This window comes from Kitasatospora sp. NPDC127060, from assembly GCF_042724935.1.
Taxonomy (GTDB): domain Bacteria; phylum Actinomycetota; class Actinomycetes; order Streptomycetales; family Streptomycetaceae; genus Kitasatospora.
On sequence record NZ_JBHXEG010000090.1, the window covers coordinates 20944 to 34410 of the forward strand.

The 13467-nt window shown below is 73.1% G+C and carries 14 protein-coding genes; 5 read left to right on the forward strand and 9 right to left on the reverse strand.

All coding sequences use genetic code 11. The annotated features are described in order from the left end of the window. Positions 1-125: 125 nt before the first annotated feature. Together ACFWIS_RS34300 and ACFWIS_RS34305 are read left to right on the forward strand one after the other, a co-directional pair. Positions 126-569 carry a hypothetical protein gene (locus tag ACFWIS_RS34300; protein ID WP_270146161.1) on the forward strand — a complete coding sequence of 148 codons (444 nt, stop codon included), beginning with the start codon at positions 126-128 and terminating at the stop codon, positions 567-569. Between the two features lie 99 nt (positions 570-668). Next, entirely contained in the window at positions 669-1472 is an 804-nt protein-coding gene (locus ACFWIS_RS34305; RefSeq protein ID WP_380461267.1) for an NDP-sugar synthase, read from the forward strand. A 76-nt stretch (positions 1473-1548) separates the two neighbouring features. Here the strand turns inward: ACFWIS_RS34305 and ACFWIS_RS34310 are convergent, their stop codons facing one another. The 7 genes from ACFWIS_RS34310 to ACFWIS_RS34340 all read right to left on the reverse strand — a co-directional run bounded on the left by ACFWIS_RS34310 (position 1549) and on the right by ACFWIS_RS34340 (position 8591). Then, entirely contained in the window at positions 1549-3210 is a 1662-nt protein-coding gene (locus ACFWIS_RS34310) for a DoxX family membrane protein (protein ID WP_380461266.1), read from the reverse strand. Positions 3211-3378: 168 nt separating this feature from the next. Continuing rightward, the gene (gene rlmB / locus ACFWIS_RS34315) at positions 3379-4371 is read right to left on the reverse strand and encodes a 23S rRNA (guanosine(2251)-2'-O)-methyltransferase RlmB (RefSeq protein WP_380461265.1); all 993 of its coding nucleotides are present in this window, start codon (positions 4369-4371) and stop codon (positions 3379-3381) included. Between the two features lie 136 nt (positions 4372-4507). After that, positions 4508-5902, reverse strand: a complete 1395-nt coding sequence (gene cysS, locus ACFWIS_RS34320; RefSeq protein WP_380461264.1) for a cysteine--tRNA ligase — start codon at positions 5900-5902, stop codon at positions 4508-4510. Between the two features lie 115 nt (positions 5903-6017). Next, on the reverse strand, positions 6018-6413 hold the full coding sequence (locus ACFWIS_RS34325; protein WP_380461263.1) for a PPOX class F420-dependent oxidoreductase: 396 nt from the start codon (positions 6411-6413) through the stop codon (positions 6018-6020). Positions 6414-6598: 185 nt separating this feature from the next. Beyond that, positions 6599-7090: a 2-C-methyl-D-erythritol 2,4-cyclodiphosphate synthase gene (gene ispF, locus ACFWIS_RS34330; RefSeq protein WP_380461262.1), complete on the reverse strand. Its 492-nt coding sequence runs from the start codon at positions 7088-7090 to the stop codon at positions 6599-6601. Between the two features lie 4 nt (positions 7091-7094). After that, positions 7095-7850, reverse strand: coding sequence for a 2-C-methyl-D-erythritol 4-phosphate cytidylyltransferase (gene ispD / locus ACFWIS_RS34335; RefSeq protein WP_380461288.1), 756 nt, complete (start codon positions 7848-7850; stop codon positions 7095-7097). A 258-nt stretch (positions 7851-8108) separates the two neighbouring features. After that, the gene (locus ACFWIS_RS34340; RefSeq protein ID WP_030244332.1) at positions 8109-8591 is read right to left on the reverse strand and encodes a CarD family transcriptional regulator; all 483 of its coding nucleotides are present in this window, start codon (positions 8589-8591) and stop codon (positions 8109-8111) included. Between the two features lie 427 nt (positions 8592-9018). Here ACFWIS_RS34340 and ACFWIS_RS34345 point away from each other — a divergent pair, with 427 nt between their 5' ends. Next, a complete protein-coding gene (locus tag ACFWIS_RS34345) occupies positions 9019-9711 on the forward strand; it encodes a DUF461 domain-containing protein (protein WP_380461261.1) in 693 nt (230 codons plus the stop codon). 156 nt (positions 9712-9867) lie between these two features. Here the strand turns inward: ACFWIS_RS34345 and ACFWIS_RS34350 are convergent, their stop codons facing one another. After that, complete coding sequence (locus tag ACFWIS_RS34350; protein WP_030061050.1) at positions 9868-10563, reverse strand: response regulator transcription factor; 696 nt, start codon at positions 10561-10563, stop codon at positions 9868-9870. Between the two features lie 2 nt (positions 10564-10565). Next, positions 10566-12083 (reverse strand): sensor histidine kinase, encoded by a 1518-nt coding sequence (locus ACFWIS_RS34355; protein WP_380461260.1) that lies wholly within the window; start codon positions 12081-12083, stop codon positions 10566-10568. A gap of 306 nt (positions 12084-12389) precedes the next feature. On the opposite strand from ACFWIS_RS34355, the gene phoU reads away from it, so the two are divergent. Further along, positions 12390-13070: a phosphate signaling complex protein PhoU gene (phoU, locus tag ACFWIS_RS34360; protein ID WP_380461259.1), complete on the forward strand. Its 681-nt coding sequence runs from the start codon at positions 12390-12392 to the stop codon at positions 13068-13070. A 164-nt stretch (positions 13071-13234) separates the two neighbouring features. Next, positions 13235-13414, forward strand: a complete 180-nt coding sequence (locus ACFWIS_RS34365) for a hypothetical protein (RefSeq protein WP_380461258.1) — start codon at positions 13235-13237, stop codon at positions 13412-13414. The last annotated feature ends 53 nt before the right edge of the window (positions 13415-13467 follow it).

The following is a 13467-nucleotide window of genomic DNA, read 5'->3' on the forward strand; positions in this document are numbered from 1 at the left end:
CGGTCCGGCGGGCTCCGTCCGTACACCCCCGCGTCAACACGGTGCAGGGACGAACCCGGACACCCTGTCACTCGATGGCGTGACGGAGGGCGATCCGGCCCGCACCCACCGCTACTCTCCTGAGGGTGAAGCAGCTTGTGCGCCGTATCGGCCAGACCGTCGCCCTGACCCTGCCGGTCGTCCTGGTGACCACCGGCACCCTCGCCGTGACCCGGGTCCCCTGGGCCCCACCGACCGGGCTCGATCAGCAGGTCGTGGCGGCGTCCAGCGGCGACGGCGCCGGCATCGGGCGCTCCGCCACCGCCGCCACCAAGACGGACGGCCTCGCCCCGCAGGAGTCGCTGCGGGTGGCGCTGCTGGACGAGTTGCGTGCCAAGAACCCGTCCGCCGCGCTGGACCTGCTGGAGCGCTCGATGCGCGAGCAGCCGGCCCTGACGCCGTACTGCACCTCGCTGGCCACCGAGTTGGGCAAGGCGGCGGTGCGCAAGTACCAGGGCGACGTGCAGCGGGCCCGGTCCTTCGCCCGCCCGGTCTGCGACGGCTCCTTCGCGGCCGGCGTCGTCGGCTGACCGCAGCCCGCTAGCCGCAGCCGGCGGTCGGCACTCACGACGGGCCCAGACTGACCGCCGGACCGCGTCAACCCCCGCCGGGCGCCCTATTGTTCAGCCATGACCGCTGACTCCGGCCCCGCCGCCGACCTCGCGTCCCCGCAGTCCCCGCAGTCCCCGCAGGCCCAGCCCCGGCCGACCACGACGCCCGTCACCCAGGCCGTGATCCTGGCCGGCGGCCAGGGCTCCCGGCTGCGCCCCTACACGGACGACCGCCCCAAGCCGCTGGTCGAGATCCCGGGGACGGGCACGCCGATCCTGGGCCACCAGCTGGCCTGGCTGGCCGCCGAGGGCGTCACCGACGTCGTGGTGTCCTGCGGCCACCTCGCCGACGTGCTGGAGGAGTGGCTCGACCGGGCGGAACTGCCGCTGCGGGTGCGCACGGTGGTCGAGGCCGAGCCGCTCGGGCGCGGCGGCGGCCTGAAGTACGCGGCGAAGGCGCTGCCCCGCCCGGACGAGCCCTGGTACGCCACCAACGGCGACATCTGGACCCGCTTCAGCCTGCGCGACATGGCCGCCTTCCACCACGAGCGGGACGCCGTGGCGACGCTCGCACTGGCCCGGCCGCGGATCCCCTGGGGGGCCGTCGAGACCGACCAGTTCGGCAATGTGCTGGACTTCATCGAGGCCCCGCCCTCGCCCTTCCTGATCAACGCCGGCCTGTACGTGTTCAGCCCGGAGTTCGCCGAGCTGCTGCCGGACGTGGGCGACCACGAGCGCACCACCTTCCCCCAACTCGCCCGCAGCAAGCGGCTCGCGGGCTACCAGCTGCCGCAGGGCGTGTACTGGCGCGCGATCGACACCGCGAAGGACCTCACCGAGGCGGCCAAGGAGCTGGCCGCCTACCGCGGGAGCTCCCGCTGACGCCCGGCGGGCACGCCACAGCGCTACGGCCGGGTGCTCCCCCACGGAGCGCCCGGCCGTAGCGCGTCCGGCCGCCTCAGGTGGCGGTCGGCGTCCCCGGACGGGAGGGCTGCCCGCCGGACAGGTCGGACAGCGGGCCGCTGCCCAGCACCGGACCGCTGCCCAGCACCCCGCCGAGCAGCCCGGAGCCGTTGCTCGGGCTGGGCTTGGGCGCCGTGCCCGAGCCGCCGGGGGCCGGGGTGCGCTGGGCGGGCGCGGAGCCGGAGCCGGCCGGCGGGGCGGCGGGCGCCGGGGAGGAGCCGCCGGCCTCGGCCTTGCCGGAGTGCTTGCCGCTGGGCGTGGCACCGGCCGACTTGGCGGGGGCGCTGGAGGGCGCGGTGGCGCCCGGCGTCGGGGTGGCCGGGCGCGGGGCGGCGGGCGCGGGCGAGGTGGACGTGCCCTGGCCGCCGGGGGCGCCGGAGGGGCCGCCGGACGGCCAGACCGGGGTGCCGTACTCGCCGGCCGGGCGGCCGGGCGCCTGGTGCGGCCGGGCGCCGGTGCGGACGGCCGCGCCGAGCATCGAGCCGAGCAGCAGGGTCAGGCCGACCACGACGGTGGTGACCACCGCGCCGCGCCGCAGCACCCGGCGGCGCAGGGCGCCCGGCGCGCCCGCGCCGATCCGGCGCCAGGCCTCCAGGTTGAGCCGCCCGTCGAGCGAGGCGAACGGCGCCCCGGCGATCAGCAGTGGGCTCCAGGCCGCGAGGAAGATCAGGTCGGGGGTGTCGTACACCGGGACGGCCCGCCAGCTGACGGTGAACAGCAGCGCGGCGGAGAGCAGCATCGCCGCCCCGGCGGCGAGCCGCTGCCACAGGCCGAGGAGGGTCAGCACGCCGACCACGATCTCGGTGAACGACACCACCAGGCCGGAGCCGACGGGGTGGGCCATCGCGAAGGCCAGCAGCGGCTCGGCGACCTTCCACGGGTGCAGCGAGGAGAGCCAGCGCATCATCGAGCCGCGCTCGCCGCCGTCGAAGTACACCGGGTCGCACAGCTTGCTGAACCCGGCGTAGACGGAGAGCGAGCCGAGCACCGCGCGCAGCGGCAGCAGGACCAGCCCGAGGTCGACCCGGCGGCCGGGGTACCAGGGCTGCTTGCCGTCGGCGGCGGTGGCGGAGACCTCGGGCAGTTCGCCGCTCGGGGTCCAGCCGTGCGGTTCGCCGACCGGGCCGACGCCGGCGTCGGTGGCGGTGCCGCTGCCCTCGCGCGGCTGGCGGGGGACGGTCCGGGCGCCGGCGTAGGCGGGCAGCACCTGGGTGTCCTCGTCCAGGTCGGCGCCGGCCGGGGCGCCGCTGGTCCGTACCGCCTCCAGCAGCCGGGTGGCGGCGAGGTCCCCGGGGGCGGCCTGGCCGGTCCAGGTGACGGCGGTGACCCTGCCCTTGCGGCGCGGTGCACCGCCGGTGGCCCCGGCCAGCGCCGGGACGGCGGAGGCCGGCACGACGACCTGCGGGGTGACCAGCGGACGGCGGATCAGGCCCTGGTTGGCGTACGGGTCGCCGAACGCGGCGCCGGTGGACAGCAGTCCGGCCGGGGCCTCGATCAGCGGCGCCACCGGGGTGCCGAGCCGGAGCCGGAAGCTCGCCTGGGTGTTGCTGAGCCGCGCGGGGTCCGACGACACCTTGACGGTGTCGAGCCCGGGGCCCGCGTCTATCCCGGTGCTGCCGCCGCCGAACAGGGGGCGCCGAGGTGTTCTGGTGTCCACGCCCGTCTAACCGGGTGACGGCCGCTTAGGACACTCTCTCGGGTGGATGTCCGGCGCATACTTGAAGTGATCATGAGAAAAGCGATCGGACCCGGTCGGGCCCGATCGCTTTTCACTCGGATCGCGGAGAATTCAGAAGATCTCCTGCGGGCGCGGTGCCCGCCGTGCTCAGCGCTTGGCGCGCAGTCGGGCGGCCTCGTAGAGCACGATGCCCGCCGCGACACCGGCGTTCAGCGACTCGGTCAGACCGCTCATCGGGATCCGCACCCGCATGTCGCAGGTCTCCGAGACCAGTCGGGACAGGCCCTTGCCCTCGCTGCCCGCGACGATCACGACCGGGCCGGTCAGCAGCTCCAGGTCGCCCAGCTCGGCCTCGCCGTCGGCGGCCAGGCCGACCACCATCAGCCCGGCCTTCTGGTAGGCCTCCAGGGCGCGGGTCATGTTGGTGGCGCGGGCGACGGGCAGCCGGGCCGCGGCGCCGGAGGAGGTCTTCCAGGCACCGGCGGTCATGCCGGCCGCGCGGCGCTCGGGGATGACCACGCCGTGCGCGCCGAAGGCGGCGGCGGAGCGGACCACGGCGCCCAGGTTGCGCGAGTCGGTGACGCCGTCGAGCGCGATGATCAGCGCGTCCTGGCCGGCGTCGGCGGCCTCGGCGAGCAGGTCCTCGGGGTGGGCGTACTCGTACGGCGGGACCTGCAGCACCAGGCCCTGGTGGTTCATCCCGCCGGTCATCTGGTCCAGCTGGGGCCGCGGGGCCTCCATCAGCGGGATGCCGCGCTCGTTGGCGGCCTGGAAGGCGTCCCGGACCCGGTCATCGGTGTCGATGAACTGCTGGACGTACAGCGCGTTGGCCGGGACGTCGCCCTGCAGGGCCTCGACCACCGAGTTGCGGCCGAAGACCAGCTCGGCGCTGCCCGCGCCGCCTCGGCCACCGCGGCCGCCGGCGCCGGCCCGGCGCATGCCGGCCCGGGCCTTGGCGTCCCGCTCGCGCTTCAGCGCGGCGTTGGCGGCCCGCTGCTTGGGGTGGCCCTTGCGCTCCTCACCGGGCGGGGTCGGGCCCTTGCCCTGGAGCGCCTTCCGGCTGTGCCCGCCGGTACCGACAGACGCACCCTTCTTGGATCCGGGGTTGCGGCGGTTCCTGCGTGCACTGTTGCCGGCCATGGCTGTACTTCCTGTCTGTCCGGCATGCCCGGCCGTCCCGCTCGGTGCGGTGGCGGCCTACGGCATGCGCTACGTCATGCGGGAGGGCCGCACCGGTCCGGTACGGCCCACCCATCACCCCGATCGTCAGATGGGGTTACTGGCTGTTGATCGTCCAGCGCGGGCCGGACGGGGTGTCCTCGATCACCAGCCCGGCCAGGCCGAGCTGGTCGCGGATGGCGTCCGCGGTGGCGAAGTCCTTGCGCTGTCGCGCCGCCTGCCGCTGGTCCAGGACCAGACGGACCAGCGAGTCGACCACTCCGTGGAGGTCCTCACCGCGCTCCGCCCCGGCCCACTGCGGGTCGAGCGGGTCGAGGCCCAGTACACCGAGCATCGCACGGACCTCGGCCAGTCGCGCCACCACGCTCTCCTTGTCGTCCGCGTTCAGGGCGCTGTTGCCCTGGCGGACGGCGGTGTGCACGACGGCCAGCGCCTGCGGGACGCCGAAGTCGTCGTCCATCGCCTCGGCGAAGGCCGGCGGCACCTCGGGCGCCGCGTCGACCCTGCCGCAGCGCTCGACGGCCCGCTGGACGAAGCCCTCGATCCGGCCGAAACCGGCCTCGGCCTCGCGCAGCGCGTCCTCGCTGTACTCGATCATCGAGCGGTAGTGCGCGGCGCCCAGGTAGTAGCGGAGCACGATCGGGCGCCAGCGCTGGACCATCTCGGAGACCAGCACCGAGTTGCCGAGCGACTTGCTCATCTTCTCGCCCGCCATGGTGACCCAGGCGTTGTGCACCCAGAAGGCGGCGAAGTCGTCGCCGTAGGCCTTGGACTGGGCGATCTCGTTCTCGTGGTGCGGGAAGACCAGGTCCAGCCCGCCGCCGTGGATGTCGAAGGCCGGGCCCAGGTACTTGTGCACCATCGCCGAGCACTCCAGGTGCCAGCCCGGACGGCCGCGGCCCCACGGGGTCTCCCAGTTCGGCTCGCCCGGCTTGGCGGCCTTCCACATCGCGAAGTCGCGCTGGTCGCGCTTGCCGGTCTCGCCCTCGCTCTCGGGCTGGCGCAGGTCGTCGAGCTTCTGGTTGGAGAGCGCGAGGTAGTCGGGATACGACTTCACGTCGAAGTAGACGTTGCCGTCGACCGCGTAGGCGTGGCCCTTCTCGATGAGCCCCTGCATCATCTCGATCATCTCGGGGACGTGCCCGGTGGCCCGCGGCTCGACGGTCGGCGGCAGGCAGCCCAGCGCGCTGTAACCGTCGTTGAAGGCGCGCTCGTTCTCGTAGGCGATCTGCCACCACGGCGTGCCGAGCTCGCGCTCCTTGGCGATGATCTTGTCGTCGATGTCGGTGACGTTGCGGGCGAAGGTCACCTGGTAGCCGCGGTAGGCGAACCACCGCTGCATGATGTCGAAGTTGAGCCCGGACCGGATGTGCCCGATGTGTGGCGCCGACTGAACGGTAGCGCCGCACAGGTAGATCGAGACACAACCCGGTACAAGCGGGACGAAGTCGCGTACCTGGCGGGTGCTGGTGTCGTACAGACGAATGCTCACAGCGTCAAGCGTAGTGGGCGGCGGGGGGTGCCCCGCGACATTAACCGGGAACGGACCGGGCGTTCCCCGGGGAACGGCGGGGCCGCCCCGGGGAATCGCGGCCCGTCCGGACCGGTCAGATGCCGCCGACCACCTTGCGCGGCGAGAGCCGGACGACCACCCGGACGTCGTCCGGACCGTCGTACCCGTACTTCTCCTCGCCGCGGTACTTGAGGCCCAGCTCGTCGATGAGCTCCCGGCCGCCCTCGGTGGTCAGCTCCACCGAGCCGCGGACCTCCAGGTACTCGTACGGGTTCTCCGGCGGGTTGATCAGCAGCGAGACGCGCGGGTCCTTCACCAGGTTGAGGTGCTTGCGACGGCCCTCGACGGTCGAGAACAGGATGTCGTTGCCGTCGCGCTTGACCCAGACCACCGAGGACTGGGGGCTGCCGTCCGGCTGGATCGTGGTGATCACGGCGAAACTCTTGCCGTCGATCAACGCCTTGGCACGGTCGGAGAGTTGGGCACTCATCGAAATCCTCTTCTCGTCGGCGGCGGTACCGGACCCGAGGGTGAGCTCCGCACGGGCCCGGACCGAACCCTACCGATTCGGACCCCTGGGACATCCGGTGAACACCCGTCAACACCGGCCTATTTCCGGCTGATCGACCAGCCGGTCGATCGGCCGGTCGATCGGCTTGTCGATCGGCTGCGGACTCAACGCCGCTCGTACACCAGGGCGGTGGCGATCGCGGCCAGCCCCTCGGCCCGGCCGGTCAGACCCAGGCCGTCGGTGGTGGTGCCGGAGACCGAGACCGGTGCGCCGACCGCGCCGGACAGCGCCGCCTGCGCCTCGGCCCGCCGCTTGCCGATCTTCGGCCGCACCCCGATCACCTGGACCGAGACGTTGCCGATCTCGAAGCCGGCCTCGCGCACCAGCCGGGCCGCCTCGGCGAGCAGCTTCACCCCGGAGGCACCGGCCCACTCGGGGCGGTCGGTGCCGAAGTGGGCGCCCAGGTCGCCGATGCCGGCGGCCGAGAACAGCGCGTCGCAGGAGGCGTGCGCGGCGACATCGGCGTCCGAGTGCCCGGCGAGCCCGAACTCGGCGTCCGGCCACTCCAGTCCGGCCACCCAGAGCGGGCGGCCGGCCTCGAAGGCGTGCACGTCGGTGCCGATCCCCACCCGGGGGATCAGGGGCTCAGCAGGCATCGGCTCAGTAGGCATCGGCGGCCCTCCGGCGGGCGAGTACGGCCTCGGCGAGCACGAGGTCCAACGGACGGGTGACCTTGAACGCCTCCTCGTGGCCGGGCACCACGACGACCGTGCCGCCGTAGCGCTCCACCAGTCCGGCGTCGTCGGTGACCGGCGGGGTGTCGGCGCCGCCGGCGGACTCCTCGGCCAGCGCCTTGGCGTGCACCTCGACCAGGGCGGCCCGGTCGAAGCCCTGTGGAGTCTGCACCGCGCGCAGGGTGGCGCGCTCGGGCGTGTCGAGCACCGGCTCGGGGTGGCCCGGGTTCGGCTCGACCCGCTTCACGGTGTCGGCCAGCGGCACCGCGGGCACCACCGCCGGGGCCCCGGCCCGGACGGCGGCCGCGACGGCGTCCACCACCTCGACCGGGACGAGCGGGCGGGCCGCGTCGTGCACCAGGACGATCCCGACGTCCTCGGGAATCGCGGCCAGGCCCAGCCGGACCGACTCCTGGCGGGTCGCGCCGCCGGCCACCACCCGGATGTCCTTGCCGTCCAGCCCGTGGCTGTCCAGCAGGGCGACCACCTCGCCCACCCCGTCGGCGGGCGCGGCGACCACGACCAGGCCGACCGCCCGGCTGCGGGCGAGGGCCCGTACGGCGTGCACCAGGAGCGGCACGCCGCCCAGTTCCCGCAGGGCCTTCGGGGCGCCGGGCCCCAGCCGCTCACCGCGGCCGGCGGCGGGCACCACTGCTGCTGCGACTGCTGCTGACGCGTTCAGGTTTCACTCCTTCGGCGAAGTGGGTATGGCCATGGCGTGCCCGGCGGGCGCGGGGCCCCTTCCGAAGAACCACTGGTCCACTGCCCGCCGCACAACTGCGCAGAAACGGTCTTGCAGGCCTGGACCGGCTCGGGTGGGGGGCGTCGTCCGGACACGCCTCAGCGCCCGGAGTGCCACTGCACCACTCCTGGACGGTTCGTCCTGGGAGCGGCACGCCGGCACCGGGCGCTGTGGGCGTGGGGCGGCAGCCCGACCGCACTACGAGGCGAGCACCTCGTCGAGCAGCGTCTCCGCCTTGTCCTCGTTGGTGTTCTCCGCCAGCGCGAGCTCGCTGACGAGGATCTGGCGCGCCTTCGCGAGCATCCGCTTCTCGCCGGCCGAGAGGCCGCGCTCGCGCTCGCGACGCCAGAGGTCGCGCACGACCTCGGCGACCTTGATAACGTCGCCCGAGGCGAGCTTCTCCAGGTTCGCCTTGTAGCGACGGGACCAGTTGGTCGGCTCTTCGGTGTACGGTGCGCGGAGCACCTCGAAGACCCGGTCCAGACCCTCCTGGCCGACCACATCGCGCACGCCGACGAACTCCGCGTTCTCGGCGGGCACGCGGAGCGTCAGGTCTCCCTGCTGCACCTTGAGCACCAGGTAGGTCTTGTCCACACCTTTGATCTGGCGAATTTCGATGGCCTCGATCAGCGCGGCCCCGTGATGGGGGTAGACCACCGTGTCGCCAACCTTGAACGTCATGTGACAGGACCCCTTCCGTGGCTTTCCAGAATAACACGCCTTGCGGCGCACCCGAAGGGCGTTTTCGCAGGTCAGGGCCGGTCTCGGGGCTTGACAAGGACCCCCATGACGTGCTGCGACCGATGTTCGAGAGGGGCTTCCCGCAGGTCGGAGGCGGTTCCGAGGTCTGACGAAACCCTTGCGCAACACCCCCGCAGCCATGATTGGATCTTGAGCTTTCACCCCTTTCCAGGTCGTGATCGAATCGTTATTCGATCTTGGTCGAAGCTTGTCCTGCTGGTGACCGGTTCATGCCATGGGTACCGCCGTCCGGCCCCCGCGCGGCCCCCGGAGTGCGACACGGGGACCACCCCGTGAGGACGGCATAAGTGAGGTCGATAATCTGAGACCTGACCTGTCGACACTTGACCTAGGAGTTGCCGCCGCCGTGAGCCGCAGCCTTCGACGCGGCAGCATCGCCGCCATCGCCGCCATCGCCATCGCCTCGCTGTCCTCCTGTGCCGCGAACAACACGCCGGACACCTTGCAGGTCAAGCCGGACAACGCGGCGGCGACCCTCGGGACCAACCTTCGACTGAACAACATCGTGGTCGTCACCGGGGTCGGCGCCTCGGGTGACTACACGGGCCCCGCCAACGTGGTCGTGAACATCTCCAACACGGCCACCACCCCGGCCGAGCTGCAGTCGATCACCGTCGGCAGCGCCAACGCCACCTTCGCGGACGCCGCGGGCGCCCCGCAGCCCACCATCGTGATCCCGGCCGGTGGCTCGGTGGCGATCGGCGGCCAGGGCAACCCGTCCGCCACCGTCGGCTCGGCCTCCGTCCACGTCGGCGGCTTCGCCCCCACCACCTTCGCCTTCAAGGACGGCCAGAAGGTCGACGCCCAGGCCGGCGTCAGCCCGGACTCCGACAAGGGCCTGTACCAGGGCTACGGCCCGACCCCGTCGGCCGCGCCCACCAAGAGCGCCTCCCCGGCCGCCACCGCGCCGGCCACGCCGACCGCCGGTGCCACCACCCCGGGCGCTCCGGCCACCCCGGCGACCGGTGCCACCACGCCGGCCACCACGGGTGCCCCGGTCGCGCCGGTCTCCGGCACCACCGCTCCGGCCGCCCACTGACGCTGCGCACCCCGCCTCCCGCCGGCCCCCTCCCGGGTCGGCGCGGGGCTTCGTGGGTCCCGGTGACCGCTCCCCCGGTCTCGGCCGGTGCCGCACAACGCGAAGGCCCCCGCCGACAGTCGGCGGGGGCCTTCCGCGGCTTCGCGGGCCCGCGGTTTACGGCTCGAACTTGTAGCCCAGGCCGCGGACGGTGACCAGGTAGCGCGGCGCGCCCGGGTCGGGCTCGATCTTCGCCCGCAGGCGCTTCACGTGGACGTCCAGGGTCTTGGTGTCGCCGACGTAGTCCGCGCCCCAGACCCGGTCGATCAGCTGCATCCGGGTGAGCACCCGGCCCGCGTTGCGCAGCAGCATCTCCAGCAGGTCGAACTCCTTGAGCGGCAGGTCGACCTTGGCGCCGTCGACCGTCACCACGTGCCGGTCCACGTCCATCCGGACCGGGCCCGCCTCCAGGGCGCCCGGGCCGCCGCCGTTCTCGCCCGCGCCGCCGTCCTCGCCGCGGCGGCGCAGCACCGCGCGGATCCGGGCGACCAGCTCACGGGTGGAGTAGGGCTTGGTGACGTAGTCGTCAGCGCCTATCTCCAGGCCGACGACCTTGTCGATCTCGCTGTCCTTGGCGGTCACCATGATCACCGGGACGTTGGAACGCACCCGGAGCTGGCGGCAGACCTCGGTGCCCGGCAGGCCCGGCAGCATCAGGTCGAGCAGGACGAGGTCGGCGCCGTTGCGTTCGAACTGCTCCAGGGCGTCCGGGCCGGTCGCGGCGACGGCCACCTCGAAGCCCTCCTTGCGGAGCATGTACGAGAGGGCGTCGCTGAACGACTCCTCGTCCTCGACCACCAGTACTCGGGTCACGATCAGGCCTCCGGGGCAAGCTGGGTTGTCTTTGTCAGGGGTTGTTCCCGCTCCCCGGCGGGGAGCGAACGGGCCGCACGGTGGGTGCGGTCCGCGGTGAGGGTCCGGGGTGCCGTGGCGGGCCCGGCGGTGTCGGCACCGGGTTCGTCGCGGGGTTGGTCGGTGGGTTCGTCGCGGGGTTCGTCGGTGGTGGACCCGGCGCCGTCGAGGTCCGGGGCGGGGCCGTCGTCGAGGTCGTCGTCGACGTCACCGAGGTCGTCGTAGTCCTCGAAGTCGTCGATGCCGTCGCTGCCGTCGAGGTCGTCGTCGGTGGGGGCCTGGCCGGCGGGCAGCCGGACGGTGAAGGTCGAGCCCTGCCCCTCCACGCTCCACACCGAGACGGTGCCGCCGTGCGAGGCGGCCACGTGCTTGACGATGGACAGGCCGAGGCCGGTGCCGCCGGTCTGCCGGGAGCGGGCCGGATCGACCCGGTAGAACCGCTCGAAGACCCGCTCGCGGTCCTTCTCGGAGATGCCGATGCCCTGGTCGGTCACCGAGATCTCGATCAGCTCGCCGTCCGCCTCGCCGAGCGCGGCGGCGCTGGAGATCCGGCGGGTGGCGATGGCCACCCGGGTGCGGGGCGGGCTGTAGTTGACGGCGTTCTCCACCAGGTTGCCGAGCGCCGCGGCGAGCTGGCCGCGGTTGCCGTGCAGATAGAGCCCGGCGATGCCGCCGGCCGCGATCAGGATCTGCTTGGCGGCGGCCTGCTGGCGGCAGCGGTCGATCGCCTCGGCGATCAGCTCGTCCACCGCGACCGGCTCCGGGTCGACCATCAGCCGGTCGTCCTGGACCCGGGAGAGGTCGATGATCTCCTGCACCAGGCTGGCCAGGCGGGCCGCCTCGACCTGCATCCGGCCGGCGAAGCGCTGCACCGCCTCCGGGTCGTCGGACGCGTCGACGACCGCCTCGGACAGCAGCGACAGGGCGCCGACCGGGGTCTTCAGCTCATGGCTGACGTTGGCCACGAAGTCCCGGCGGACGGCCTCCACCCGGCGGCGCTCGGTCTGGTCCTCGACCAGGACCAGCACCAGCCGGGAGCCCAGCGGGGCGACCCGGACGGAGACCGCGAGCGGCTCCGCCGCGCGAGCCGCGCCCGGGCGGGGCACCTCCAGCTCGACCTGCCGGATCTCGCCGTCCCGGCGGGTGGCGCGGGCCAGCGCGAGCATCGGGTCCACGGCGACGGCACCGCCGCGCACCAGGCCCATCGCGTACGCCGCCGAGCTGGCCTTGACCACCTCGTCCCCCTCGCCCAGCACGATCGCGCAGGAGCGGAGCACCGAGAGCACGGTGTCCACCCCCGGCGGCAGCGGGGGCTCCGGGGTGCCGGTGCCCAGTGCCTGGTACCGGCCGTAGTGCTTTCCGCCGGTGTGCTTGCCCTTGGCCTGCTCGCGCTCGCTCCAGCGGAAGGCGATGGAGGCGGTGAGGCCGACGCCGAGCCCGGCTATGGCACAGGCGGCGGCAGCGGCCACATTCACGTCCATGTGGTCAGCGTAAGCGCACGGCCTGGCCACTCCCCAAGGGCTGAGTCAAGGCATCGGCCATGCGTTGCCGAGAATTCACCTTCACGTAGCTGCCGATTCACCGCACCGGCCGTGCGTCGTCGCCCGAACGGCACAGAGTTGGCCAGGCAGCCCGTGTGGGAGAGATCGCTGCGCCGAACAGCGGCCACGGTCTCGGGTGTGCGCGTACCATTCGCGCCACCAGCAGCGGTCGCCCGGACCCCGGAACTACGGTCGGACGGGCTGACCGGTCGGCACCGCCACCGACACAGCTACTGAGGAGAGAACATGCGCGACGCGTACCACGAGGAACTCGATGCGATCGGCGACGGCCTGGTCGAGATGGCCCGGCTGGTCGGCTCCGCCCTGGGCCGGGCCACCACCGCACTCCTCGACGCGGACCTGGCGCTGGCGGAGGGCGTGATCGCCGCCGACGAGAAGATCAACGATCTCCACCACGACCTCGAGAACCGCGCCATCGACCTGCTCGCCCGGCAGCAGCCCGTCGCCACCGACCTGCGCATCGTGGTCACCTCGCTGCGGATGAGCGCCGACCTGGAGCGCTGCGGGGACCTCGCCCGGCACGTCGCCAAGGTCGCGCGGATGCGCTACCCCGAGTCGGCGGTGCCGGCCGACCTGCACTCCACCGTCCTGGAGATGGGCCAGCTCGCCCAGCGCCTGGTGGCCAAGGCGGGCCTGGTGATCGCGACCAAGGACGTCGACAAGGCCCTGGAGATGGAGCAGGACGACGACCGGATCGACGCCCTGCACCGCGAGCTGCTGTCGCACCTGATCGACGAGCGCTGGCACCACGGCATCGAGACCGCCGTCGACATCACCCTGGTCGGTCGCTACTACGAGCGCTTCGCGGACCACGCGGTGTCGATCGCCAAGCGCGTCGTCTACCTGGTCACCGGCGAGCACGTGGCCGAGTTCGTGGCCGCCGCCGAGGCCGCCGAGGCGGAGTGAGTCCCGCTCACCCCGGGGGTGAGTAAACCTGTGGCGAGGGTGGTGCGGGTGCACGGCTTTCCGGGTGCCCCACCACTGCGCGCCTGTTGACGCTCCCTCCGAACGGCGGCTTCACTCGACGGTGGGGCACCGGAGTGTGCCCGTCACTAGGAGGGAAGAGCTCGATGAAGGCCAACCCGACCCGACCGGCACCCGCCCACACCACCGTCGAGCCGCCCGCCCCGAAGCTGTTGCCCGTCCTCGCGGCGGGCTGTGGCTGCGGCCCGGGCTGCGGCTGCGGCTGCCAGTCCGGAGCGCCCTGCCAGTGCGGCGGCGCCGACGGCGGCTGCTGCGGCGGCCACTGAGGCAGCCCGCCGCGAAGGAACCCGGAGGCGTCCCGGGGTGCACGCCCGTGCAC